This is a genomic window from Peribacillus sp. TH27 (genome assembly GCF_016650915.1).
In the GTDB taxonomy this organism is placed as follows: Bacteria; Bacillota; Bacilli; order Bacillales; family DSM-1321; genus Peribacillus; species Peribacillus butanolivorans.
Map to the genome: position 1 here is coordinate 775,135 of NZ_JAEKEV010000002.1, position 26,099 is coordinate 801,233.

A 26,099-nucleotide genomic window follows, 5' to 3' on the forward strand; every position below is an offset into this window, starting at 1 on the left:
TACGTTAAAGTGAACCTTGTACAGGAAAAAAAATTATCGTTAATTAAAAAAGGCTATACTAAAGGCAAAGGTTGATTTTTAATACATAAATTAATAATTGTTGAAGGATATGAATCACTAATAATTAGTGACAAGTCATTTTTGTTTATGTGGTAGCGTATCCTTGAATTGAACCAAAAAACAACATCGGAATGGTAATTATCAATATATATTCATAAAAATTACCTCAAAAGTTATCTTTCCTAATTTTAAGAAAAATAGTCCAGTTTTTGAGGTGTAATAGCTCTTTGTTGTATGGAACTAACCTGCCCCTTTAGCTCTATAAGAAAAAGAGCTGCCGAAGCACTCCCTTAATGAAGTAAAGCACCTGTTAGTTCTATATGGTGTTTTATATTTTAATGGGCTTCTAATGGTATTTTTCCAATATCCGAAACGTCCTTATGCTGGTATTTTATCACTTCAAAACCTGGGATTCGTAAAGTAATTGTATCGAAACCGTAAGGTGGCATTTTAGGTCCTTCATAAGTAACAATTTGAATTGTTATATCGTATATATCATCGAATTCATCACGGGCTATATCAATAACTCTTTCCGAATCAAAAAGCCTTGATTCACCATAATACTTTTTTGTTGCATTGAGTATCTCTGTTCCAATAGCCCTCAAAAATGTCTGTTCGAGTATAACTTCACTACCGACCCTAGGAAGTTTCTTTTTCTCAGTTTTAACGACTTTCCAAACGGTATTTTCTTTTTTTAGTGTATATAACAGATTTAGTCCATCTAACTTGACTGCATGTATATAAGCAATGTTTTCTTTAACATAAATCCTTGGCTCTCTAACCCATGTCCATATATCACCCTGTAATACAGATAATACTGCCTTACCTAGAAGTGAAACTTGTCCTTTATCATTATAGAAGGGAAATTCTCTGAAGAAATATATATCTTTAACCCCATTTAAATCAATATCGAAATAATACTTATTAATAAATTCTTGACTTGGTGCTTCTTGCTTTGCAAAAACAGCAGTATTATTTATAAAAAACAAGATACAGAAAATTACATAGAGTTTTTTCTTCAATAAGAACCACCTACTTTTAATTTTGTAGGTATCTTTCCCAAAAGCTTCTTCAACTACCCTCCCCCTTTAGTTCCGTAAGAAAAAAGGTTGCCGCAGCAACCTTCCTTTTTGAAATAAAGCACCTGTTAGTTCAAAACATATTTCATTCCATTTTGGGCAAAGTAACTGTAACTAAAACAAGGAGGTAGTGATGGTTAGGAAAACGATACTTGCTATATGTACATTATTTCTTTTGAACATAGTCGCACCAACCCTAGAGGCAAAAGCTTTAACCTTTGGTGAATTACCAACCAAACAAACATCGAAACAATGGTCAGTTCAAGTAGGCGAAGCTGAACAAGGTAAGGGGTTAGCAAAGCCCGAAAAGGGAAAATTTCATACTTACTCTTTAGAGGTTGATAACATTGGTAAGGATGTATTATCTGCCAAAATTTATATGTTTAGAAATGAACCTAATTCTACGACAAAGTTTGCACTTTTTGGATGTCCTGGTGAAGAGGATTGCAATAAAAACAGCTTTGAAAAAGCGATTTCTTTAGCAAAACAAATGAATGATGGGTATCCTTATAAATTTAGCAATTTCGTTTTGGCTGAAAAAGCAACGGAATTTGAAGTGGAAATCGTTTGGACTCAAAAGGGTAGCGAAGGCAGACCTTTAAAAGAATCATTTACATTCACTGCTGAATAACAAGAAAACAAAAAGACCGAAATAATCGGTCTTTTTGTTGAACTAACGCACCTGTTAGTTCATTAACAATTGAGTTAATAAATATATCTAAAAGTCTCATATTTTCCATACTTGATAACAGTTTTAAATTCTTCTCCACCATTTTTATCATTTAACAAAGCATCCATCTTATCATCTTTAATATTGTAATGTCTCTTATTCAGAAAGCCTACACTTCGGATTGTTGGATGGGCTAAAATTGGTGATAAGTCACCATCTAGTACATTAGTATCAACAAATCTAAAGTCAATTAGGTTAGGAAATTGATTTTAAAATTTCAAATTATCAAGATTACCGCAAGAATTAAGGCACAGAACCCGAAGATTTTTCAGAGAGAATAATTCTTCATTTGGTACAAATTTCTAATATGTAAATGTTCTAGCGTATTGCCTAAGCCAGACAAACCAAAATCATCTTGTAATTTAGTACAATAATGTAATTCTAAACGCTTTAATTTATTCATTTTTTCTATCCCAAGGAAATCTTGTATATTAGACCAGTTTAATTCTAGCTAGAGGAGATTTTCAGGAATACCAACAAAGTTGCCCAGCTTATTCTTTTTATGATGCCAAAAAGTTAAATACTTAATGTTTTCAAGCTGCATCTCATTAAACTTATCTTCTTTTAAGTTTAAGTAAGACTGAAGATTATCTGGTATTTGTTCAAACCAAATCGTATTATTTCTCCAGTTATCCATTTTGAATCTCCCCTATATTCGCCATTATTTCTTTATCTTATCATTTGAACTTATTAAACTAAACTGCCCCGTTAGCCAACCATGCAGCGCACAACCAGCGCTGCACCACAGAGAATGAAAATGGTGGAAAACCGTCCATACTGATTCTATGGCTGGGTGAGGAAGGTCGATGAACTATGGTGCCATTAGAGCCCATCCGTTAGTCTGACTCCAACGACCTCGGTGCATCACAGACTGTCGCTCCCTTACGGGAAGCACTCATGGTAGATTAATCCTATTCTGGTTTTTGCACCAGCCTCTAATTTTTTGCCATAGAAAGGATGGTTTCAATGGAAGTTATCATTGAACGAGTATGCGGAATGGATGTACATAAAGATAACATTACCGCCTGCATTATGACCCCCGAAGGAAAGGAGATTCAAACATTTTCTACAAAAACGGTGTTTTTAATTCAACTGATGGATTGGATTAAATCACATGGTTGCACTCATGTCGCTATGGAGAGCACAGGTGTGTTTTGGAAGCCTATCGTGAACTTAATTGAGGCTGAAGAAATGGAGTTTTTAGTTGTTAACGCACAACATATGAAAGCAGTCCCTGGTCGAAAAACAGATGTCAAGGATGCTGAGTGGATCGCTCAACTTCTTCGTCATGGTTTATTGAAGGCAAGCTTTATCCCTGATCGAAATCAACGAGAATTGCGTGAGCTTGTTCGGTATCGTAGAAGTATTATTGAAGAACGAGCCAGACAGCATAATCGAATTCAAAAGGTGCTTGAAGGTGCAAATATCAAATTAGGCTCTGTCGTATCGGATATTATGGGTGTTTCATCAAAGGACATGCTTCATGCGATCGCATTTGGTGAGGATGATCCTGAGAAACTAGCAAACCTTGCGCGACGTTCGATGAAGAAGAAAAAGATGATTTAATCCTTGCCCTGAATGGGTATGTGAATCCTCATCAACGCATGATGCTTAAAACGATTCTAACTCATATTGATTTTCTGACTGAACAGATTGAAAACCTCGATCAAGAGGTTGCCCAAAGAGTTAGTGTGTATCAAGAAAACATAGAACGACTGGATTCAATACCTGGGATTGCCACTCGAATGGCAGAACAAATTCTAGCTGAAATCGGAACGGACGTTGAAAAACAGTTCGAAAGTGCAGCCAGATTATGTTCATGGGCCGCCCTCGTACCAGGACACAATGAAAGTGCAGGAAAAAGGAAATCAACCAGAGGCAAAAAGGGAAATAAATATTTAAAATCTGCTTTAACTGAGGCTGCTCATTCAGTTGGAGCCTCCAAAAACTATCTTGGCGCTCTATACAGACGGACAGCTGCGCGAAAAGGAAGAAAACGAGCTGGAATTGTCGTTGCCCACGCCATGTTAAGAATTTCTTATTATCTTTTAACAAGGAAAGAAATGTATGTAGACTTAGGCGAAGATTATTTTGATAAGCAAAAGCAAGCTTCCATTGTACGAAATTCGGTCCGAAGGTTAGAAAACTTAGGATATACCGTAAATATATCAGAGGCATCCTAACCACCGATTTATTAGGAGATCTAATAAGGCGCTGCTCTTTTTCAAAAAAATTGAAGCTTGCGTTTTATTTAATATGGTCTTTTTTCTTATTATTAGTGTTTAATTTTCATGGTAGTTTAAGTGGAGACGTTTACAATCTCATGTTTATTAAAACATAAATATCCAACCGACTGTTAGAACCCCTTCTAAATTCCCGTAGGATAAGAAACCCCCGTCATCCATATTATTTACTTTTTTTCAACCTTTACCTTTAACATAGCCTTTTATAATAATATCCAGTCTTATATAAGAGGGGCAATAAGTAGTATAGAAAAAGGAATACCTGTTCAAACAAGAAGAAAGTAATATTAAATAAGTGTTATAAACAAAGTTATTAAACTACAGGACTTTAATTGAAGGCAGGGCTGCTGTAGCAAGGATTGTTGCTTCTATGGAATCCGACCAATGTTATTATCTTTTTGTTATTAATCATAATTGTAGTCCAGGACAAAAATAGGAAATAAGCTCATGCCTATTTCCTATTTATCTGGATAATTGGAAATTCCCATCTGTTTTGAACTGTAACCACGTTGATTTTTTGACCACCCTCGGTCGATACTGATTCTTCCTTCACAAATCTCCCATCAGTATAAACCTTCTCCAGCGGCTTGAATAACCCGAAAACTGACCTTGCTTTCTGTATTACTTTATCACTTCGTTCCTTACTAAACCTACGCTCGTCCTCAATCATTGTTCAAAGCTCCCTACGGTCTATCATCGGTCTTAGTTTCTTCTTATAGCTTTATTTGAAATTCAGCAGTTCTTGCTTTCGATTCCTTACGTTTTGCCTCTCGTTCCAACCTCTTTTTATTAATTATTTCCTTATAGTTTTTCATCATAGCTCAACACCATCACAATTTCCGGATAATTCTAATTGACGTGGGCTTCTCGAAGAATAATGCCATTAGCATTATTGTCATCGTCTATATCATCCCAAGCAGCTGGGTCATCCTGCCAATGACACTTTTCGCAAATGTCGTGTATTTCGGTACGCAATGTTGGTTGATTGCCACAAAGACAGTTCTTGAAGTTAAGTTTTTTACGAAGGAATCCGTTACTTCCACTTTAATATTGCGACCAGCTCTAGTAATCGTGCTCTTTAAATCATCTATTGCTGATTTGTTTCTGTTTCTAACCTTTTAGATTCCTGATAACTCTCTTCTCTTTTTCTTTGGCTATGTTAAAAGTAAAGAATGATTTACAAAGTAGACAAGATATAAACTCAAAAGATGATGGTTTAGCATGGAAATATTTGTTATGTTGATGTGATATTGTGAAGTTTTCTAATAACGGAGCAGGTTAGCTCATTAAAGTTATAGAATGGTTTGTTACTAGTACATTTATTCTCCGAAAAAATTCAACGTTATGCACTTATTTATAATTAATTCCAAAACACTTTAAATTAATATCTTTTTTTATTTCTAAATATTGTAACTTTTTAGATTCTTATTCGATTAATAAATGAACACAAAAAAGGAGGGGTATTTTTGCTTGATAAAGATAATTTAGACGAGAGTATCGAGATAATCTACAACAAGTATTATCGAGATGTTTATAAGTTCTTGATTTGTTTTACTGGGAACCAAAACGATGCTGAAGATTTAACCCAAGATGTTTTTATACGGTTACTACAATCTCAATCTAAATTTAACAAGCAATGTACATTAAAAACGTGGATTCTTTCCATAGCCAAACACGCTGCAATTGACCACCACAGGAAAAAAAGATTTTACTCTGTATTTAAAGATAGCTTTTTTAAACAACTTGTTTCAAATAGGAAAATTCCTGATGAGATTCTACAAGATAATGAACGTACAAAAGTATTGCAACAGGCTATACAGTCATTAAAACCTACGTATAGAAGCATTGTCATTTTAAGGGGAATAAATGAATTTTCCATTAAGGAAACCGCAACAATATTGCAATGTAACGAAGCAAAAGTCAAAGTCGATTACCATAGAGCCTTAAAAGTGTTAAGAAAGAAACTTAATGTTTCAATAGAGGAGGTTTTCGAGAATGCAAAATGATAATGAAATTTTTGAAGAGGTTAAACACTCTTTCGATTTAAATCCAAGAAGTGAATTTGTGAATGATACAAGACACCTATTAATTAAAAAAGCTAACCGTATAAGCAAAGCAAGAAAAATAAAGAAACTTTCTTATTATTGGTCTTTAGTTATTGCTACAGTGGCAGTAGCAGCTTGGATTTCCCTTTTTGGAGGAAATCAGTACATTTTAAAGTCTTTTCATAATGTAATGTCTGCCATTCCTAAAAACAATGAGGAAAGCATAACTGCTTCAAATAAAAATCCTTCTGTATTTATTTACCACACCCATACTACGGAATCCTTTACGCCGTTACTTGAAAATAAAAACCTAGATGAAGCATACGATGAGAATAAAAATATTACGATGGTAGGTGCAGAACTAACTAGTGAATTAAAGAAAAAAAATATTAATGTATTGCACAGCACCACGGATTTTGACAAAATAGTTCGTAACCGTGATTTAGATTACTCAAAAATATACGATATGTCAGGGAAAGAAGTACAAACTGTTCTTGATAAAAATAAAAATTTAAAATTAATTATAGATATTCACAGAGATACTCAACTAAAAGATGCTACAACCCTTAGAATAGATGGAAAAGATGTAGCAAGTGTGTCATTTGTTGTCTCGGAAAACAGTCCTAATTTTAAAGAAAACCGAAAAATCGCAAATCTCTTTCATCAAAAATTAGAAAAGAAGTATCCTGGACTTTCTAGGGGAGTCTTACTGCAAGTATCACAAACAAGAAATCCTTATAAACAAAAATTTTATAATCAAGACTTATTTGCGAACTCACTCCTCCTTCAAATTGGAGGGGTAGAAAATACAATTGAAGAAGAAAATAGGAGCGTTGAATTATTAGCAGAAATTATAGATGAAATACTAATTGAAATTGATTAATAAAAATTAAGCATACCTTACCTCATAAATCACAAAAATCATCTCATTTTCAACTCACTATAAGTCTTATAGAACTAATAAGTGCTTTACTTCAATAAGGGAGTTGCTTTGGCGACTCTTTTTTCTTTTGAAGCCAACATGTCAAAATAGCGTTGCATAAAGAAGGAACCCTTATACCTTTTACAATTCATTAATTGCCATTATTATTATTTACTTGTTTGTTTGTTTTTTTATTATTAAACTTACCTGCCCCGTTAGTTTAAGATAAATTTTTCACAATTATATATTTTATAAATCAACCTTTACCTTTAACTTAGCCAATATTTTTAATAATACACAGGAAAGACAACGGTAAAATAAAAAAGACTTCCCGAAGGAAGCTAGTTAAATATCTTTTGGCGTTAAAAACCTAGAGGGTTTAAATATCATTCTTTTTCAGAAGAAATATCAATGTCCACCAACAGTTTACCATATTGATGTTCCTTCATGTTCTCCCAAAATTCTTTCATGGCATTGCAATATTTTTCAAAGGATATTTTGTTTACAGCCAATACCCTTTTTAAGTTAGTTGTACGGTACAAATCCATAAGTCGAGTTTTATCTACTTTTTCAAAGTATTGGGGATAAAGAGTATATAAATTCGAAGCAGAACCACCACTGCCATGTTTATATGTATTTGATATAAGATTACATTCCCGAATAGTTTTCCAAACATCCGTTTGTACAATAAGTTCTTCATCTCCAAACAAATCCGTAAATGTTAACTTTAATTCTCTAAGTAAATTTGTGAGTTTCCCGAAATTACTGTAAAATTCACTATAGACATCTTCACCCTTATTATTTTCAAGGTAAAATTTAACTTGATTTAAAGACTGATTTTCATTATGAGTCATTTCTTCAAATAGATATTGCCTTAATTGTTGTTCAAATACTTGGAATAGATTACTTAAAGACATTAGTTCAAATTGATAGTGCATAAGGAATTGTTCATCAAGTCGTTCAAAAACATAATCTTGAACTGCTTCCATATAATCACCGTAATCTATGTATTGCGGAATATTGGTATTTTGTCCACTTACTGCCTCTTCCTTAAATTCGTCTGCTACTTCATTTGTGTTAGTCTTCAACCTTTCATATACCGCTTTATATATACGGGCATGGTTATCTGCTAATACATCGAAAATGCGTATATAGTCTTCTTTTAAACTTGGGCGTAAGTATAAATGAAAGTGTAATTCTCTTTTTTCGATATTTCGGTTATTAGATTTACCATTACTTTTCCCCAAAGTACAAAACCTCCCAACTGATTCTTAATTTTTCTCAAAAAGGTGTCTTAATCTATGTTGAAGTATTTTGTCTTGTTTAGTAATTTCTAAGCCGTAAATATAAGACTTTAAATCTTCATGATAATTTTCTATTCCCCAATGTTCTTCAATATCTTTTATCAATCTATTAATTATACGACACCAGTACCAATGTTCTTCGGTAATTCTCCCTGAAGGGATAGGAAAAAAGAATTGGTTATCACTTATGCTTTTTACAACGATATCTCTAATTGGGATATCTGCAGTTGAAATTATTGAGTCTTGGAGTTGTCTTAAATTTAGATACTCATTGTATGATTGTTGAATAAAACATTCTCTTATTTGTTTTACCAATAGATTATAATATTCAATCTTTAAAGCTTCGTTAATGGAGTTAACTACTTTTCTTGCTTCTTCACTTTCAACATGAAAATCCCATAAATCAATTTTATTTTGATAACTACTCTTTGTTAAATCGATTTTATTAGGTATATTTTCACCTACCAATTTCACTATCTCTTCACTACTAATTCCAAAATTAACGGATAACACTTCACACCAAGCAAATGCAGTGTTTAATTTGGATATAATATCATCCATTGGTTCAGTCCCGTCTAGATTTGTAATGTATTCTCTAGTATTTTCAATAATTTCAAGTATTTCCTGTTCTGATGAATAGAAACTTTTTGGCTTCTCTTTATAGCTATTAATAGATTCAATTAAATTAATTATTATTTCTTTAGAATACGAACCCGTTTCAAACCATTTTCTTATATGATGAAAAACACTTTTACACATAACATTATCCAAGGAATTCTTTAGAATGTAATTATATAAATATTCAATTACTCCATTATCATCGGTTGTATAAAAAGCATTCCTTATAACACTATTTTCTTCTTTAGTATCTAATAATTTCATATCGCCTTTATGTTCAATTTTGAAGAATACAGTTGCAAAACACATTCGGTAAACATCATCTTTTGTAAATTTGTCAGTAAAAATTTCTTCACCAAGAATTTCTATAACCTCTTTAATAAACAGACTGGTTTTTTCAAATGTCCTCAAGTTATTAAATTCAAATTCTTCAGCGGTAATACCTATGACTTTCCATATCTCTTCACCCAGGATTTCTACAGGTGCTTCATCTGCGTATTCCTCTATTGTATAAGTCCTATCAATGGCTTTTTCCTTATAATTTTTAAAGGTTTCTTCATCTTCTTCGAGCTGGTCAGTAGTCGCAATTAGAACCGTTTTTATATTTTCTATTTTAGCAAGACTATCAATCAATCCTAATATTTCCTTTATATCTAAGTCATGATGTTTTCTTTCTAAATCATCAAATATAATTATATATGTACCTTTCTTACCTAACTCTTTATACAAGGTTGAATGCAATTTTTCAATAAGAGGAACAGAAATAGTCAATCCATGAAATTCGATGTTGACATTATTAAATATTTCTCTTACCTTCCTAGAGTATTTCTTAAATTTACCGTTTGGTACACTATCAACAATCTGAAAATATATTTCTTGAATTATGCTATCTATATCTTTTTTCCCAAATAAGGATACATAACATGCATCGGAATATGCATCTTTAAAATCTAAAACATATTTTGTCTTCCCAATACCCCAAGCACCGTCTATCAATACCCTTTGATAACTTGAATGATTAAAATGATTTAGTACGGTAATTATTTCATTTGCTTTCATTAACACTACCCCCAATTAAGGTATAAGCCATATAACTGAAATGGAAACCACTTCCATTAAAAATCATATCATAACTTTAAGGAAACAAGCAGTTTAAAATTAATTGGCACTATTAAAAGGTTCGAGAAAAAGAATAATAACTGCGAAATATTGGGAGAACGATTCGAATGACTTTTTGGAGGAGACAGAACCTGGAGAAGCGGATTGTCAAGGAGATACCATATATGGCAGTCAGTGTTTAGAAGTAATACTAAAGAAAAGGCTATGTTAAAGCTAAGGTTGATTAATAATAAATAATATGGATGACGGGGTTTCCTATTTCTTATGTAAATTTAATTGGGTTTCTAAGGCACTTGGATATTTATGTTAAAATAAATATGAGATTGTGAAGGCTTCAACTTAAACTAACGGGACAGATTAGTTGCATAAGAATTTTATGTTATTCGAATAACGTGTCAGACTATTATAAAACCTAGTATTATCTTTTTGAGTTAATTATGTTCTTTATCACTATCGCTTAAAGTTGAAATAACAGCTAAAATGGTTGCCACGGTCATTTGCATTACCTCTTTTGTATTAATTAAAATCAGGAATACACAGGATGATTATGATTTATTCAAATTCAACCAAGAACTTTAACATAGCCATAAAAATAAAAAATAGAGGTGAAAAAGTGAGAAATAAATTAGGTGTATTGATTTCAATGCTTGTCCTATTTGCCAGTTATTTTTTAATCACTAAAGCTAAGAAAAATAAAACAATACCTACAGAAGATATATTTATTGTCTATCCACCAAAAAATAAAATAACGACCGAAATGATAATAACTTCGGATAGTGAGCAAGGTGATTTACAGGATGTAGATTTACAAGGCATTGATTTATACAATGAAGAACACATAGCGGAATTAGCAAGAAAACAGCATCATCTAAATTGGTAGACTGGTTTCTTATCGAACTACACTGTTTTCATAACCAAAAAGACTACGTTTCCGTAATGAAACGTAGTCTTTTCTCTAGTGCCTCGCTATTTATCCCAACATATGCGAGTATGAGATAAGTATGGTTATTTATTGTTTGGTTAGATACACTCTATCTTCGTATGGCTTTAATAGTATGGTTTCTGAAGAATATGAGTCTTGAACCGGGTTGTTGTTTTATATGTGTTTTTATTCCTGCGGGTACCCCAAAAGAGAACGGCTAATCTTAAAGACAGGGTTTAATATTGTTACTTGAGAAATTCGATATCTTTTATGTTTGAAGCTATCAGTAGAAATCGTAATACGTCAATCATGTTTGAGCACCCATTATCCTGATACCAGATGACGAACACTTTGACGTCAAGTTGTTGATAAGGTACCACATTTTGGAATCAAAAAAGATAAAAATCAGCGGTAGCAAAAAGCTTTACCTACAGTTCCTTGAAATATTAATTATAACAAGTAATTGTCCTGTAATACGTTTAAATGCTTCTCTATCCGCCACCAATTGAGTAAATAATACAAAATGAACTATATTTTTATAAACAAGGCTCTGTTAAATGTTAATGTTGAAATTTGAATAATAAATAGGGGAACCCCTTTTATCAGGCTTGGCCCTTTTATTGTTAAACTACGGGTGCGATAGTTTAACAAGATAACTTAATCTTCTTTCACAACTTTTAACTTTTCAGGAAGAACAGCAATCAATTCATCCATATTTTTCAATTGGTTTGTTACCAAATAGGTCGAGGGGATATCGTATTCCAATTTACAAAAAGTTGTAGATTCATTCATATTCAACATTACGCCGTCCTCTTGGTCAAACCTTTCACCAAATGTTACATTATTCTGATTTGAAATTATAAAGAGATGATATGGAATAAGGGATTTAAAAATAATTTCAGATAGTTGATTTTTATCTTTAACCTCGACACTAAAAATCAATATATCGAAATGGATTTCTCCATATTCGGTCATTCTATATGCTGTTTTTTGAGGGACGAACTTATGCGTATAAATTACCCCAAGTTTATCTAACTGGTCTCTCATTCCATCAACATCCCAGTCATACCATTCAAAGGTAATAAACAACGGAAACTGATTTAAGCAGGAGAAAAACAGGATAAAGAATTCCTCAATCCCATTGTCTTCTGCATCAATTTCGTATACTGTCTTAGGTGAAGGATTTACCAAAAAGTCGTGTTCTTGATTAAAAGAATACACTTGTTCTCTAATATATATTTCCACTTTACCACTCCAAATGTACTTCGTTAGTCGAATATGGACTACAAATTGAATTTTGACAAGCGTAAACTATCATAAGTATCTGTCATTTCAAATACAAATGATTTTAATAAAAATTCTTTGATATTATGTCTCGTACTTTCGTTACTACGACTATCAATAAACAAGAACCAAGCGAGGTAATTGTCGAGGTATTTGGTAGCCACACCTTTAAATCGGTCTATCCATTGTTTCATACTAGAATGGAGACCATTGACATTTTGAGTGTGATATAAGCCTTTGAGAACGCACTTACCATCAGGTTTCTGAGGGAGAGTAGTAAAGTATTCGGTACTGCCAAGCCTGTAGTGGACTTTCACCACCAAGTTATAGCCCATGCCGGGCGCACACAAGAAAGAGATTGAGAATTTTCCATCTCAAACTCTTTTTATCATATCCCCAATCTTTGCGATTGAAATATTTCTTCCTTATTTTTTCTGAACGTTCCCGAATAATCTCACTGGATGGCTTTGTCTTTATAGGAAGAGTTTATTACTCATCTTAATTTTTTTCTCTCTTCTTGGATTGTATAAGTATTTCTTATGTATTCCTTAGCCGTTCGTTTCCAAGGGTTCTCTCGAATAATGAGCAGCAGCAATATCCGAATATCGCTATAATCTTCTATTTTGTTTACGAGCTAGAATTCGGTTCCACTGGTTATATCATATTTGCTTCTCAAGATATTCAGCAACAGCTCCCTCAAAGCCTCCATTTTTCCCTGTTCAAAAATATCCCTACTCAATTCCTGCTGTTCCAGTTTTGTTCGCTTTCGTTCATGAAATTGCTGAAGATGGACCGTTTTCTCATTTATCCTGAAATAGCCCTTCAAAATTGCATCATTTTTTCACTTTCGAAGACTAGCTCGACTAAACTATCGACACGACCTTATTTAAGCCTCTCTATATAAATACAAATTGTTTGCTATTTCTCCAGGTTGAAACGGAGGATTCGGATGATTGACGAACCATTCGATTCGCTTCATATCAATAAGAAACTTCCAGAACAGTTCTTGAAATTTAGTGAGCATAAACTGTGTATGAGAATCTTCCTTGAAACTGTAAACACCAAGTTTCTGATTGCCATTTTCTGTAGCAGTTTTCTTAATACGATGGTTTCCGTTTATACACAAAGGTTTTAACTTGTTGTTAATATCAGCTATGAAAATAATTGGGTTTTCAGGATGCTTCGGAGTAAAATTCTTGTGCAACGCTTCTTCATAAACTGCATCTAGTATAACCTTAGCAGGAATTTCTTCTGGCTTCATATTATTTTCTGTGATGTATTCTGCCATCTTACTGATGTTCCAAATAAATGTGAAGTATCCTGAACCGAATTTCACCTCTAATCCGTAATCCTCGAAGTCGGGTTCTATACCGGATTGCGCTGCTTCAAGATAATAGTGTATATATCCCTGATAATGGTTCATCAGAAGGTCTTCCCATTTTGACATAATATCTCTAAAGTTAGGAAACTTTCGCATACCTGGATTCACTCTGATTGAACGTATATACTTTCTAGGCTCAATTTGAACGTTTAATTCCAATTTAATCCCTCTCTCTATGACCATCTTTGATTTGCCAATCCTCGAAACGATAATCAAACTCTTTTTCTAACAACTCAGAGCTATCAATAGTTTACGAATACAAGCTTATTATCAAATGAAAAGGTATTCCGAGGGAACACCTTTTTTATTATTACTGTGAGTAATTATTGCACTTAAAACTGAAAACCTATTTCTTTTTATTGCTGAATTGTTTATATTCTTTTTGTTGCTTCGCAATATACAGATTTATAAAATAATTAAATAATGCAGTAAAAAAGACAAACGAAAAAAAGTTAAATAAAAACTCAGATAATTTGTTAGTCATTTGATAAGTTAAAAAAATGACCACAAACGATATTCCTACTAAGATGAAAAATTTCCGCTTGTTTTTCGCTCGTTTATCTCCATCCTGTGGTCTAAGATAAGACTTTGCAACGGGATTTAAAATAGGACCAGTAAGTGATTGCAAAGATATACAATACAGAACAATAGTTACTTGCAAAATAAAGTCTTTGTTTATATTAGCAAAAGCAAAGATTCCTGGAAAAAAACTCAATAGAATTGAAACGGCTATATTTATTAAAAAAAACCAAAAATGCTTCCAGTTGAAACAATTCTTTTCCCATTTCATTTCAAACTTAGCTAGGAACCAAGCAATTACCGGCGTAACCGCAAAAACCGTTCCAATATTAAACTCATTAAGGTCGTCTTCAAAAGACCACGGACCCAAATCAACGCCCGCTCCCTGTACCATATAGAAAAATCCTAATATGGTTACTATTATCCTTGCAACCCAAAGAAATATTTTATAAGGTGTCGACACTTTTTTCTCCTTATTAAAGATGTCAATTTTCTGCAAAGATGTGACGATAATAGTGATACACAAACCTGATGCTAAAGTAGTCACCCACACAGGGAAACCTTTATACAAAGCGAAAAGTAAACTAACCGCAAATAATACAACGAGACCAATTACTGTAATTACAGTTGATATTGTAATTTTGGATTGTTTTTCAGTGAAATCAGTTTTTAAGGGATTCATAATAAACTACCACCTCCGATTATGTTTTTTTTAGTTTTTATGAAGCCTTAACGTATAATTAATCATTTTTTACCAATTTGTCAATGTATTATTTTCTTAGGTATATATAAGAATCTTCCAATAAAGTGAATCCCCAAATATCATCTCCATCAAATTATAGAAAAAGAATTCAACCATCGTATTTGTACCATTAGTTACATTTAGATTCCAATAAGTAAAATGAACTATATCCAAAGTGCCGCTATTCACCACATAAATACATAAAAATAGTATAAAGTGAAAAAAAGGAATGACTAATAACCCATCCAAAAATTGTTAGGGGTAGGTTAACGAAACAAGGAACAGAATACGATTTATGTATTGGCGAAGTTACATATGGAAGCGATTTATTTTTGACCATTCCTGGATAGAGATAGACGGAAAAGTGTTCGATATAGCTTTCAACTGAATTTACAAAATGAAATTAATCCCCCTGTTTATGCAGGATATGATTTGTATACTTGAGAAACAAGTAGATAGAATTTATGGAATAACTTCTCCATCAGGATTTTATTCAGATGCCGGTAAAATTCTCGAAACTCCATGGGGATGAGAATAATGATTTATATAATCGAATTTATTATTGGTATTATTTCAGGCATTATTTCAAATCTTATAACACATTGGCACCTTAAGAAGTTTTTAACATGAATTTTTAAATACGGGTGCCTTGGGTCTGATAAAGAATCAACGTAAAATAAAATATATTAATACTAAAAAGTAAAACCATGAATAGTTAACTACTCATGGTTTTACTGTACCATCTTTTTCAATATCAATCCGAGAAATAAATCTATGAATTAATTCCGGCAAGATATCCGGTGAATAAAGATACTGTAAGAAATCTTCTTTAATACAACCTAGGTCAATTTTATGGTTACTTGCATTTGCTTCAAGAGACGCTTTTTGAGCATGTAGCTCTTCTAATTCTTTATTATTAATGCTGTTGGAAGCCTTAAAATCTTCCGCTGTCAAATCCCCATCTGCTCTCATCTGAATGTAATTTAACTTCCGTTTTTGCAGGATTTTTATTTTGCTTTCAATTCTCTCTAATTCTTTTGTGCTCTTTTTTAAAGATTTTTCAAATTTTCTGCTGAAAATGTTTTGATAACATTTCAAGATTTACTTTCTTTAAAAATTCGTTAAAATCATGAATAATAGCATCTGTTAACCTGTTTTCCTTTATTGCATGGGAAGAACATTTTTCATTCCCATATCTGCCATATGAGCCACAAATATAACCTTTTCTGTCGGACCGGAACCACATTCCTTTCTCGCAATCAGCGCAGAAAGCAGTGCCGTTAAATTCTTTTTTCTTTGTACCATTTGTTTTTGTGCAGCCTCAAAGACATTTTCATAATAATAGGTTCATGAGTACCTTCTACAATTTTTTGTTCGTTCGTATCTATAGACTTTCTTTTCGTACTAACAACACTGATTGTAGTGGTCCGGCATTGGGCTAAATTACCAATATAATGCGGGTTAGATAGTATTGTTTTAATAGTATTGCTCATCCACTCGGTTCCCGCATTTTTCTTATTAATTACCTGAGCAGGAGTTGGGTAACTTCCCGTTTTCAAGGTAGTAACCGAATGGTGGTGTGGAACCTTGATACTTTCCAGAGGCAGCGCCGACTTCTTTTATGCTTTTTATACGTTGGCTTAAATTCTGGGATTCCTTTTCGTACATCCAAGCAAGTAATCCAAGCATATCTACGTTATTTTCTATTGTATTTACCATTCCATCCAATGAAATGATATGTACACCCTTGGCTTTAGCAAGATTAGCAATCGTATAGGAAAGCTCACCGTTACGAGCCAAACGGGATAAGTCTTTCACCAATACAATATCAATGTTTTTCTGTTCGATATCAATTAATAATTTTATCAGTTCCGGTCGTTTAGCTTTGATTCCGGTCTTTCTGTCTTGATAATACTTTTCAAATGTCCACCCTTTGTCCTGAATATATTTTTCAAACATCAATTTTTGGTTTACCAATGAGGTATCCTGTTCTTCTCTACCAGTGGAAACACGAGCATATACGCCAACTCTATACATGTTTTAATCCCCTCTCTCAAAACTTGCATTATTTTTTATGTATTTTATGTTTACAAAGTCATCGACTTTAGAATTAAGTCTTGAAACATTTTTTCAAATGAGTCCCCATTTTCATCAAATCTTCGTGAAATTTTCACGATGTTTTCCCCCAAAGAAGTCATTATATTTATGTATGTAATTTCGATTTAATGTCCATAATGGTTACTAGATTTCCGATTTAACAACCATAAAGGTATACCAAATTGAATTGAATATCGAACCAATAATAAGAAAAAGCTTATAAAATAAGCATTTTAAGCCATATGTTTATAAGCTTTTTCTCTCAAAAAAATTTGGTTCGATTTTTCATACAAGTGTCCGGTAGAAAGTTCGATTTTCTATCCTACTACATTTTCAAGCAGTACAACTGGGTTAACTTTAAAAAGTACATTAAATTTCAAATCTGTTCCCCTTCTATCGTTAATCCTTATACTATCAATAAAATAAAGGAATACTAATCTCTGTTCTGTATGTGATAATTCTTTTAAATCCAGTCTGCTCAAAATTGTGTAAAAATACATTTATATTATCTGGTTCTAAGAGGATTTCGATATCTTTTATTGTTTGTTTAACTTTATGAATTTGCTTTTGTATCCTCTTTTCAACATTTCGAAATACGCTGTCCAATTTTAGCCCTATTTCAATTTGACTTTTTTGATTGTCCTGAATAAGCTCTTCTTTACCTTTAAGTTGTTCAAGAAAATCTTTTAAAGTATTAGAGTAATTTAGTAATGAGCTAGTTACTGTGGAAGAGTTAATCTTAAAAGAAACTGACAATTGTTTTTGGACATAATCAATTAATAGTTGGTTTAAACTTTCAGCTTCAATTTCAAACGGACAAATAGTGCAGTAATACTTTAAATAGGTATACTTAATACCCTTCTTTTTTGTAGAGCAATTCCGATGTTTAAGCTGACTATCACAATTTTCACAATACAATAGGTTGCCGAATAAAAATGGAGTTTCAAACTTATTGTACTTTTTTTTCAATGAACGATTAATTCCAATTAATCGAATTAAGGAATTTGGCACTATTGGTTCATGAGTGTGCTCTCTATAAAATTTCTTTTCAAGGATTTGTTCTCCTTTGAAATTCCAGTCTAAGTGACCTAGATAAACAGGATTTTTTAGCATGTTATCTATGGTACTTGCTTGCCATCTTTTTTTGGAAGGCGAAGGAATTTCAGCTTCATTTAAAATATCAGCAACTTTTTGTACTGAATGTCCCCAAGATGCTAAATAAAAGATGAATAATACAATTGCTTCATCTTGATTGGGTACTAATTGCTTGTTAATTTGCTTATATCCAAATGGAATAGTAGAACCCGGTCTTTTAACAAGTTCTGAGTTCAAATCTGTCTTTTGATTATCTACTGCTCTTCTTGATTTTTCGATAGACTCTGCATTAGCTATAATAAGTTGCAACTTAACATCCAAATCGGCAGGTGTCCAGGCTTCTTCTTTGGTTGTAGTGAAAAATTCAAGATTTGGCTTTTTATTAATTACCTCGTAATAAAACTCAGATACAAATGAATAAATTTTTCTATCAATTCTTGAGAAGTCATAAAAAATAACCGCTCCTATATCTTCTGTTAATACTATTCTTTTCATTTTATTTAAACCGACCCGTTTGCTAGCCTTGATTTTAAAAGCACTCACTGCATCATCATAAAAAATAAACTCATCTGGTAATATATAACCCTTTTTTTTAGCAAAATCTTTGATTGCTAACTTTTGAATTTCAAATGAGTTATTACCTTCTTGATTGGTTGATGAACGTCTAATAGAAGCGACAGCCAACTTTTTAGAATTTAATGTTTCCGGTTTATTAAACAACGCTACTCATCCTCTCTATGTAGTCCTTATCTAGATATTCATTAAAAAAGAAGTGATAGGTTAAAGTTGATTTACCAACAAAACATTCTTTAACAATAAGTTTTACGAAGTTCATGATTTCGTTTTCCGTTAAAGAACTACCAACATCTATTTTTTCAATCAACACTTCCAAATTTTTTTTATAGTTATTACATATTAAAATTTGTTCTTTTACTTCTTTTCTTGTAGTCTTTAATTTTTTTAATTTTTCGATATCTTTTTCGAGATTACTTTTGTAAAACTGCTCTTTAGGTGAAGTAGCGATTTTAAGTTCTTTTTCTTCAATCTCTTTTTCAGTAGTGTAATGCTCTCTTTTCTTAATTTCTAAAATTTTTTCTAGAATAACTAAAGCCTGTTTCTCCAAGGCATCTTTATTCACCGAGCTAAATACTATAGAAAGGTAACTGATTAATGATTTGTTAAATTCACTCACTTCGATTGAAATCTTTTTGTGTTTCCTTGAACAAGTATATAATCCTGTATCACCAATTTTATTCTTTCTATATACCATTTTGTTTTTACACATATTACAAAAGGGTATAAAAAAACTTTCTGAGGAACGTTCGTCTAGATTCCCCTCTAGCTTACTAATAAAGGGCTCTACTTTTTTTTGAACTTCAGAAAAAACCTCTATTGTTACTACTGGTTCAACATATGATAGTAAAGCGTAACGTTCTCCAATTTTTTCATATCCGGCATAAAAACAATCTGTTAATATCTTTACGATTTTCATCGGCGGTTTGTTGAATACCCCTGAGAAAACTGTAATTAATTCTATGAATTCTTTAGTATTCTTAATTTGATTTGCTTTTTCGAAAAGGTTTATTAATTGAGTTTTATATTCTGAAACCAAAGCGTATTTTTTCATGTTATCCTTTTTATTAACTATAAAGCCGAATTTCCTGCTGGGGAGCTTTCGATTATTATCCGCCACCCTGCGCGCAATGCCTTTGCCTTCTTCTTCTATCAAAATCCCATTAAACCCCTCAACCAAGTAATTAGAACTGAAATTTGAATAGCTCGCATCAGTTGTTGTGAAAATAATTTCAATATTGTTAGCAATAAATAAATCTACTAATTCAAGGTATTCATAGAAGTTTCTAGTTAACCGGCTCCTGTCATAAACATATACCTTAGCAATTTCCCCTTGTTTAATTAATCTTATGACCTCCACCATTTTCTCTCTGTCCTTCAGGCTAATTTTATTTGCTGAAACTCCCAGTTCATTAACTTCTAGATACTCATCTTCATCCAAAACATCTCTATATTTTTTATCAGCGACTACTTGCATTTCTAGACTTTGATTTTCCGTACTAACTCTCCGAAGAAATAGTATCAACTTGTCTTTATTAATTAATTTATTCAATGTTATCTTCCTTTCCTTGGTACCGCTTATTAATTATTTGAATTTGTTCTGTGACGGAAATACCGATTTCCTGAAAAAGCAATTTTTCAATCAGCCGTTCTATCCAAATCGTTCCCAACTCGTTTTGCTCTTGTGTAATAATAAATTGGATTTTTTTATCTTTCATATTACCGCCTCCTAGTCTAGTCTTATATACATAATTGACTGAAAACGATTTTAATATACTTACGTGTCTTCTAGACTGTCAAAGTCAAATTCTAGTTGATGTATCGCCTCAGTTACTTCAGCAATATCTTTTCTTTTAAAGACAACCTTATATGTATTTGAGCCTGGCAACTTAAGTTGCACGAATATACTTTTCATTATTTATTCCTTCTTCTGCTCGTAATCAAAGCTAAATATTTATTAACGATGGTAGAAGAAACATTATGTTTTTTACATGCCTTCTCAAGACTTTCCAATAGGTTTTCAGGGATATGCTCATTCATAGTTTGATTCTTCTCCAATTTTATTTGTAAATACGTTTATTTTTTGTTGGGTAATTGTTCTTATCCTTCGATTAGGTTTCCTTACTTGAATTTTCATTTTCCTATTCCTCTCTATCATCCATTTAGTAAGCATCATTTCAGTAAGGTCATAGTAGCAAATTAAAAAATAGAATGGATGGAAAATCGCAATTTTATTTCTAAATTCAGGATTTATTTTTTCAGAAAAAATCTAATTAGAAAAAACAACAAATAGGAGACTTAATTTGCTATACTAGATAGTTTTTAAAAAAATGATATTCAGATTGGGATATATATAAAATATGTAGATGGTTTAAAGGAGGATGGGTTAATTAATATTTTAAAGGCTGTATAACATTGCTGATTTTGAACGGACAAGACATAAGAAAAGGACCATGCAAGGGTCCTTTTTACTTGGTAAAAATTTAATTATCGGTTAAAGAGCTAACAGCTAATACCTCGTTGTTCGAGCACCTAGGTAATTTTATAATTGCTTATGACCGGTTTCCTTTGTCACCGGTATCCCGAATAATTTGTTTTATTTCTTCTTTTTTCATTATTTTCAACACCTCAATTAAAATCTTACATTAATTATATTTTCTTCAAATCTTCAATAGAGCAAAAAAAGTTAAAAACCAAATCAACAAAAAAACGTATGTAAAACTCAACATTTTCGTAGCCTTTTCTTATTTTAAGAATTTTCTTGTTGAGAAGTAGAGGGCGCGGAATAGCGAGTCCACACCCCTATATATATTCTCTTTCCCTCGCTTAATGAAGCATTATCAGATAGTATAGTCGCCACAGTCATATTAGATTAACCCTTTTATTTTGATGCAATCAGGATATCAAAATTGACTCTGTATTATTCAAAAACAAACAATAACTTTAACATAGCCAATTGTTTAGTAAATGGTGTCGATTTATTTTTCGACATTTTCTTTTCTTAAAAGGAAGGAATCAATACTTAGATAAGCGAATATAGGTATTTAAGTTTATTAGATGGGGTGATTCAAGTGAGTATTAAAATGGCAGAACACAGACTTGTCAAAGGAATAGCGATTTCAATCATCTCTACCCGCTTAGAAAAAAGCTTGGATGAAATAGAAAGCTTATTTGGTGTTATACTCGATACAGAACCGACAGATGTATTGGCAGCAAAAGCTAAACAGTTAGCCACTGCTACAACGGTAGAACAATGCATTGATATTTTTATATAGAAGATTGAAACATAAAAGGCATAACAAAAAAAGGTACTCACCATTGTTGTAACGGGTTCCCTTTTGAGGTGCAAACATTGCAAATCACATCATGTTTTTTGTCACTAATATCAATAAAATTCTCAATGGAATTCTCTGAGTAAATAACATCAATAAACGCAAAGAAGGGATAGCTTAATGGCTATCCCTTAAATTCTCTATCGACTCCCGTTAGTTAAATATGTTTGTTGTCTGTTTTTTATTGAGTGTCCTCATCGCTTTTGTACTCCAAAATATCACCCGGCTGACAATCCAAAGTCCTACATATCGCTTCTAATGTTGAAAAACGAACCGCTTTTGCTTTCCCATTTTTCAGAATGGAAAGATTCGCCATAGTAATTCCAACCCTCTCAGAAAGCTCCGTTACGCTCATTTTTCGTTTTGCTAACATCACATCAATATTAATAAAAATCGCCATATCCTCCACCTCAGACCGTCAAATCATTTTCTGATTTTATGTTAATCGCTTCTTGTAGAAGCCGTTGGAGGATAGCAGCAAAAACGGCGATAACCAACGAAGCAAAAATGATGATGAGTCCCATTAAGTGGCAAACCTAATACATACAAACCACTGATTGTAATCGCACAGCACTTTATGTTCTTTAACGCCTTTACAGATAATTCCGAGAACGCTGTGTTCTCGTCAATGTACCGTAAAAGATTGAAAGCCTGATAGTTAGCAAAGTAAAAAGGCACAGCCGCTCCATACATCACGATGAAAACGAGATATTTCATTGGGGCAATATTTGGATACAATTTTGCTGCGAAATTCGCCATATGGGGCACTAAAAATATGCACAATGCAAGAACTGGGATTCCTATAAAAATAACAGCTAGCTTTAAAAAGAGTGTCGTAACTTGTTTCATAAAAAGTACCTCGTTAATTAAATTTTCTCAAACCGTTAATCATTTTTTGACTTAATATCTGGGTCATTTTTTAATGGCTTTTGAAGTGCATCCACAATGGCTGCGATGATACTTGTTGCTAAAATACCCATTAGACTTAGTGATATAGGACCTGCTGGGTCGTCTCCTGTGATTTTAGCAAGCACCTTTAAGCTTACTATTCCTAACAGAATGAGGAAAATGACTGTAAAAGCACATTTTTTTATAACCTTCAAAGATTTAAGGGATAATTCAGAGAAAGCATTGTTTTTTTCGATATAGGTTAGTAGTTTAAATGCTTGATACAACGCAACAGAAAACGTAATACAGAATCCATATGCACATACTAAAAAGGGGATTAGGAAATAAGCCGTATCTGGATGTACCTTTGCATCTTTAATGGCTATCTCAGGCAACCAATAGATACATAAAGCAAGCATCGCAATTCCAATCAGAAAAATAATTACCTTTAAGAAAGTGGTTGAACCTTGTTTAACATTCATTTAAAGCACCTCATTGATTTAATAATAAAATGACTATAACACATGATTTATTGTTTTACAATAAACTAATATCGTTTTTAATTATATTATTATTGTTATTATTATATCCTTTTAATTTTGACAAAAATAAAAAGCATTTCTCATTACAAAGAAATGCTCTTTTTTTAAAATGTTAAATTTACAACTTGTTAAACAAAACTTCCCAATAGTTTAATAAAGTAAATCAACAACGAAAGATAACAGAACCTACTTAAAATAAATAATATCCTTCATCGTAAATTGTTTATCGGCAATTCCCAATCTTTGAGCTGGTGTAGCCTTCACTTTATCCCATGAATTGTATGGCAAACAGAAGTTGTAGAAAGTACGAAGGATGGTTAAAGCATATTGGGCATACTTAGGGTTAAAATTAGCATATATATAGCTTTTTCCTTCCCCTCTTGCAGTACCCAACGGACGCTCCAATATAGACAGTCTGCGTCTAATCTGTTGCATGAATGCACTTGTAGCCTTGTCATTTACCTTAACCAACATGTTAGCCACATGCTCAATTTCATAAGATGATAAATCGGTAGTACAATCAACCAAACGCTTTCCTTGGTCAATTGAAGGAAGTGGATGTTCGATAGGATTCTTAGCCCGCTTTCGATGTTGGCTACCATCCTTCTTGACTGTTTCATAAAACTCATGATAGCGGAGGATAGAAATTAATTTTGCAATGGCTAACTTTGTAATGGATGCTTCATCGCTCGAACCGCCACCGCCCCATGATGGAAGGGTTGACCTTTGAAGTGAAATTTCACGGGTTGAAACAGCAGGTCACGATATTTTTTTGCAAAGTCTGAGGGGAAAAGGAGAGGATAATCTTTTTCACGCTCCGACAACACGGTGCTAGTAATGGGACTTTCAATAACAACAATATTATCTTCTTTGGTAGCAAGTCTTTTCAATTTAGACAAGTTGTTCTTCTTCCTCCTCAACATTGATTAAAAGCTGGTCTGTAATTCGTTTGTTAAAACGCTTCTTCTGAATCCACTCCATAAAATCTTCGTCCTTGAGTAAATTCTTTAAAAATGTATCCACAACTTCATCTTCACTATATTCAGTGTATTGAGCATAGTATTTAACGATTGCTCTAGTGTGTTCAGACACTATCCAATTAACCTTTCGTCCTTGGGTTTTCTTGGGTTTAATAAACTCCATATCTGTTCCTCCTTCATAATTCACAGTAAAAATCACATGATAATTCACAGTTAAATTCACACTGTACAATAATTATTTCCATATTCGATAATTGGTATGCGAAATCCTGCTTTAATTTTAATAAAAACATCAAAGAGCGTAGTAATATCAAGGAAATAAAAAACGTGAATTCATGTGTGAATTCACGTTAAAAATGTATTGTGAAATTGATTTTTGCACCCCAAAAGAGAACCCGTTACCATTGTTGTGAGTACCTTTTCGCCTAAAATTTTTGCTCGAAAAAATAATCATGAAAACGATTATTTCACTTCCATAATCCATTTTGCTTTGCTTCCCGTCGTATAATCTGTGTAGAAGATTTCATAAGGGGCATTACCGGTTACTCCGAAAGCGGCAGGTCCGTTAACGTGCTTACCAGCTTGAACAGTCTCGGTTAAAGTATCGAGAGCATATACCTCCATCTTTTCACCTTTGCTGTCATACACCTCAAAATCGTCTGCGCTAGCTAGTTGTTCTTCCTTTGTCCCATTTTGGTATTCAATATCAAATCCCAATACTTCTTTGGGCTGTGTTTCTTCGAATTCGTTTCTTTCCTTTGTATAATGTGCATTTGTTAATGTTATGATATGACCTTCTACATTTACCTTTTCACCTAGTTTAAAGGTTCCAAGCTCTTTAGGTTTTTCGGAATCCTCACCATCTTCATCGAATTCAATAGGCTTCTTGTTTTCCGCAATAACTGTGTTGCTCAAATCAACGGTACGGATAGTTGGTTCTTTCTTATCATCGTAAAGCTCAGAGTGTTTATATAGTTCTCGTATGTAGGCATCCATAATAGCTGCTTGCATGCTGTTTTCAAAGCTTCCACCGTCTGAGTTATTTACTTTCATTTCTATCGTTTTAGAGTCTTTTAATTCAATGCTTTTATAAGTGATAGTTCCTTCATCATCAGGACCAGCCATCTGTTTTAAAATGGTCTTGAAATCTTTTTTAGGCATATAAATTTTAGCCCATGCCTCTTTATCTGGATTCTCAAAATCTATTTTAGAAAAATCTTCGATAGTTGAGAATTCTTTTTGCTCTTTCTTAGGTTCTTCTACTTTTTTTACATCTCCGTTTGAACTATCAGAACATGCCGATAAAAGAATGACGGACAATAAACCTATTATTAACACTTTTAAAAACTTCATTAATCACTTTCCCCCTGTTGGTGTCGCTTTTAGCACGGTTTATTATCGCTTGTAACAACATTTTATTCAATAGTTGTTTTCACAAATGGAAACAGGCAAGGTAAATAAAAGTGGGAAGTCCAGATTTCAAGAATCAAATAGTAGATTGTTTGGTGGATGTATTTAATGTAAACGTAGACATTTCAAGAAAACGATATTTGGTTCAGAAATTGAAAAGAAAATCGATGGTGGTTTGGTCACAACAGACGGAACCCGCTTTTTGGGCAAAGGA

28 protein-coding genes and 3 pseudogenes are annotated in these 26,099 nt (G+C 32.7%); 6 read left to right on the plus strand and 25 right to left on the minus strand.

The window, feature by feature from the left end; translation table 11 throughout:
• Positions 1-395: 395 nt before the first annotated feature.
• A complete protein-coding gene (locus JFU24_RS05105; RefSeq protein WP_207203198.1) occupies positions 396-1,082 on the minus strand; it encodes a DUF3888 domain-containing protein in 687 nt (228 codons plus the stop codon).
• A 190-nt stretch (positions 1,083-1,272) separates the two neighbouring features.
• Between JFU24_RS05105 and JFU24_RS05110 the strand changes: the two genes are divergently transcribed.
• Entirely contained in the window at positions 1,273-1,770 is a 498-nt protein-coding gene (locus JFU24_RS05110; protein WP_201249647.1) for a hypothetical protein, read from the plus strand.
• 550 nt (positions 1,771-2,320) lie between these two features.
• Here the strand turns inward: JFU24_RS05110 and JFU24_RS30100 are convergent.
• Positions 2,321-2,506 (minus strand): hypothetical protein, encoded by a 186-nt coding sequence (locus tag JFU24_RS30100; RefSeq protein ID WP_242485280.1) that lies wholly within the window; start codon positions 2,504-2,506, stop codon positions 2,321-2,323.
• Between the two features lie 329 nt (positions 2,507-2,835).
• Between JFU24_RS30100 and JFU24_RS05120 the strand changes: the two are divergent.
• Positions 2,836-4,052, plus strand: a pseudogene (locus JFU24_RS05120) (IS110 family transposase).
• Positions 4,053-4,563: 511 nt separating this feature from the next.
• Here the strand turns inward: JFU24_RS05120 and JFU24_RS05125 are convergent.
• Together JFU24_RS05125 and JFU24_RS31215 are read right to left on the minus strand one after the other, a co-directional pair.
• Complete coding sequence (locus JFU24_RS05125; RefSeq protein ID WP_201249648.1) at positions 4,564-4,782, minus strand: hypothetical protein; 219 nt, start codon at positions 4,780-4,782, stop codon at positions 4,564-4,566.
• 179 nt (positions 4,783-4,961) lie between these two features.
• Positions 4,962-5,087, minus strand: coding sequence for a CPCC family cysteine-rich protein (locus JFU24_RS31215; protein WP_201249649.1), 126 nt, complete (start codon positions 5,085-5,087; stop codon positions 4,962-4,964).
• 491 nt (positions 5,088-5,578) lie between these two features.
• Here JFU24_RS31215 and JFU24_RS05135 point away from each other — a divergent pair, with 491 nt between their 5' ends.
• Positions 5,579-6,118, plus strand: a complete 540-nt coding sequence (locus JFU24_RS05135; RefSeq protein ID WP_201249650.1) for an RNA polymerase sigma factor — start codon at positions 5,579-5,581, stop codon at positions 6,116-6,118.
• The gene (gene spoIIP, locus JFU24_RS05140) at positions 6,108-7,040 is read left to right on the plus strand and encodes a stage II sporulation protein P (protein WP_201249651.1); all 933 of its coding nucleotides are present in this window, start codon (positions 6,108-6,110) and stop codon (positions 7,038-7,040) included. The genes JFU24_RS05135 and spoIIP overlap by 11 nt, the downstream gene beginning before the upstream one ends.
• Before the next feature lie 425 nt (positions 7,041-7,465).
• Here the strand turns inward: spoIIP and JFU24_RS05145 are convergent, their stop codons facing one another.
• Together JFU24_RS05145 and JFU24_RS05150 are read right to left on the minus strand one after the other, a co-directional pair.
• Positions 7,466-8,326 carry a hypothetical protein gene (locus JFU24_RS05145; protein ID WP_201249652.1) on the minus strand — a complete coding sequence of 287 codons (861 nt, stop codon included), beginning with the start codon at positions 8,324-8,326 and terminating at the stop codon, positions 7,466-7,468.
• Positions 8,327-8,350: 24 nt separating this feature from the next.
• Entirely contained in the window at positions 8,351-10,060 is a 1,710-nt protein-coding gene (locus JFU24_RS05150; protein ID WP_201249653.1) for a gas vesicle protein GvpD, read from the minus strand.
• 601 nt (positions 10,061-10,661) lie between these two features.
• Between JFU24_RS05150 and JFU24_RS05155 the strand changes: the two genes are divergently transcribed.
• Entirely contained in the window at positions 10,662-11,000 is a 339-nt protein-coding gene (locus JFU24_RS05155; RefSeq protein WP_201249654.1) for a hypothetical protein, read from the plus strand.
• 699 nt (positions 11,001-11,699) lie between these two features.
• On the opposite strand, the gene JFU24_RS05160 is transcribed toward JFU24_RS05155, so the two are convergent.
• The 12 genes and pseudogenes from JFU24_RS05160 to JFU24_RS05215 all read right to left on the minus strand — a co-directional run bounded on the left by JFU24_RS05160 (position 11,700) and on the right by JFU24_RS05215 (position 20,648).
• Positions 11,700-12,287, minus strand: coding sequence for a hypothetical protein (locus JFU24_RS05160; protein ID WP_201249655.1), 588 nt, complete (start codon positions 12,285-12,287; stop codon positions 11,700-11,702).
• Positions 12,288-12,325: 38 nt separating this feature from the next.
• A pseudogene (locus JFU24_RS05165) lies at positions 12,326-12,583 on the minus strand (IS1595 family transposase); the annotation flags it as partial.
• 629 nt (positions 12,584-13,212) lie between these two features.
• A complete protein-coding gene (locus JFU24_RS05170; protein ID WP_201249656.1) occupies positions 13,213-13,866 on the minus strand; it encodes a hypothetical protein in 654 nt (217 codons plus the stop codon).
• Between the two features lie 187 nt (positions 13,867-14,053).
• Positions 14,054-14,908 (minus strand): hypothetical protein, encoded by an 855-nt coding sequence (locus JFU24_RS05175; RefSeq protein ID WP_201249657.1) that lies wholly within the window; start codon positions 14,906-14,908, stop codon positions 14,054-14,056.
• A 783-nt stretch (positions 14,909-15,691) separates the two neighbouring features.
• Positions 15,692-16,066, minus strand: coding sequence for a hypothetical protein (locus JFU24_RS05180; protein WP_201249658.1), 375 nt, complete (start codon positions 16,064-16,066; stop codon positions 15,692-15,694).
• Entirely contained in the window at positions 16,029-16,214 is a 186-nt protein-coding gene (locus tag JFU24_RS31220; RefSeq protein WP_201249659.1) for a recombinase zinc beta ribbon domain-containing protein, read from the minus strand. The genes JFU24_RS05180 and JFU24_RS31220 overlap by 38 nt, the downstream gene beginning before the upstream one ends.
• A 34-nt stretch (positions 16,215-16,248) precedes the next feature.
• On the minus strand, positions 16,249-16,461 hold the full coding sequence (locus JFU24_RS31225) for a recombinase family protein (protein ID WP_201249660.1): 213 nt from the start codon (positions 16,459-16,461) through the stop codon (positions 16,249-16,251).
• A gap of 25 nt (positions 16,462-16,486) precedes the next feature.
• Entirely contained in the window at positions 16,487-17,005 is a 519-nt protein-coding gene (locus JFU24_RS05195; RefSeq protein WP_201249661.1) for a recombinase family protein, read from the minus strand.
• 474 nt (positions 17,006-17,479) lie between these two features.
• Complete coding sequence (locus JFU24_RS05200; protein WP_201249662.1) at positions 17,480-18,880, minus strand: recombinase family protein; 1,401 nt, start codon at positions 18,878-18,880, stop codon at positions 17,480-17,482.
• Complete coding sequence (locus tag JFU24_RS05205) at positions 18,873-20,285, minus strand: recombinase family protein (RefSeq protein ID WP_201249663.1); 1,413 nt, start codon at positions 20,283-20,285, stop codon at positions 18,873-18,875. Before JFU24_RS05205 ends, JFU24_RS05200 begins: the two co-directional genes overlap by 8 nt.
• The gene (locus JFU24_RS05210; RefSeq protein ID WP_201249664.1) at positions 20,278-20,451 is read right to left on the minus strand and encodes a hypothetical protein; all 174 of its coding nucleotides are present in this window, start codon (positions 20,449-20,451) and stop codon (positions 20,278-20,280) included. Before JFU24_RS05210 ends, JFU24_RS05205 begins: the two co-directional genes overlap by 8 nt.
• 59 nt (positions 20,452-20,510) lie before the next feature.
• Complete coding sequence (locus tag JFU24_RS05215) at positions 20,511-20,648, minus strand: hypothetical protein (protein WP_201249665.1); 138 nt, start codon at positions 20,646-20,648, stop codon at positions 20,511-20,513.
• Positions 20,649-21,804: 1,156 nt separating this feature from the next.
• Here JFU24_RS05215 and JFU24_RS05220 point away from each other — a divergent pair.
• Positions 21,805-22,008 carry a hypothetical protein gene (locus JFU24_RS05220; RefSeq protein ID WP_201249666.1) on the plus strand — a complete coding sequence of 68 codons (204 nt, stop codon included), beginning with the start codon at positions 21,805-21,807 and terminating at the stop codon, positions 22,006-22,008.
• Between the two features lie 238 nt (positions 22,009-22,246).
• On the opposite strand, the gene JFU24_RS05225 is transcribed toward JFU24_RS05220, so the two are convergent.
• The 7 genes and pseudogenes from JFU24_RS05225 to JFU24_RS05255 form a co-directional block, all read right to left on the minus strand.
• Positions 22,247-22,465 carry a helix-turn-helix domain-containing protein gene (locus tag JFU24_RS05225; RefSeq protein ID WP_201249667.1) on the minus strand — a complete coding sequence of 73 codons (219 nt, stop codon included), beginning with the start codon at positions 22,463-22,465 and terminating at the stop codon, positions 22,247-22,249.
• 10 nt (positions 22,466-22,475) lie between these two features.
• Positions 22,476-22,914 (minus strand): annotated as a pseudogene (locus JFU24_RS05230) (DUF2975 domain-containing protein).
• A 35-nt stretch (positions 22,915-22,949) separates the two neighbouring features.
• Positions 22,950-23,435 (minus strand): DUF2975 domain-containing protein, encoded by a 486-nt coding sequence (locus JFU24_RS05235; protein WP_201249668.1) that lies wholly within the window; start codon positions 23,433-23,435, stop codon positions 22,950-22,952.
• A gap of 246 nt (positions 23,436-23,681) precedes the next feature.
• Positions 23,682-23,969 carry a hypothetical protein gene (locus JFU24_RS31230; RefSeq protein WP_201249669.1) on the minus strand — a complete coding sequence of 96 codons (288 nt, stop codon included), beginning with the start codon at positions 23,967-23,969 and terminating at the stop codon, positions 23,682-23,684.
• Between the two features lie 188 nt (positions 23,970-24,157).
• On the minus strand, positions 24,158-24,394 hold the full coding sequence (locus tag JFU24_RS05245; RefSeq protein ID WP_201249670.1) for a hypothetical protein: 237 nt from the start codon (positions 24,392-24,394) through the stop codon (positions 24,158-24,160).
• Complete coding sequence (locus JFU24_RS05250; RefSeq protein WP_034670468.1) at positions 24,387-24,638, minus strand: hypothetical protein; 252 nt, start codon at positions 24,636-24,638, stop codon at positions 24,387-24,389. Before JFU24_RS05250 ends, JFU24_RS05245 begins: the two co-directional genes overlap by 8 nt.
• A gap of 299 nt (positions 24,639-24,937) precedes the next feature.
• The gene (locus tag JFU24_RS05255; RefSeq protein WP_201249671.1) at positions 24,938-25,828 is read right to left on the minus strand and encodes a hypothetical protein; all 891 of its coding nucleotides are present in this window, start codon (positions 25,826-25,828) and stop codon (positions 24,938-24,940) included.
• Positions 25,829-26,099: the final 271 nt, after the last annotated feature.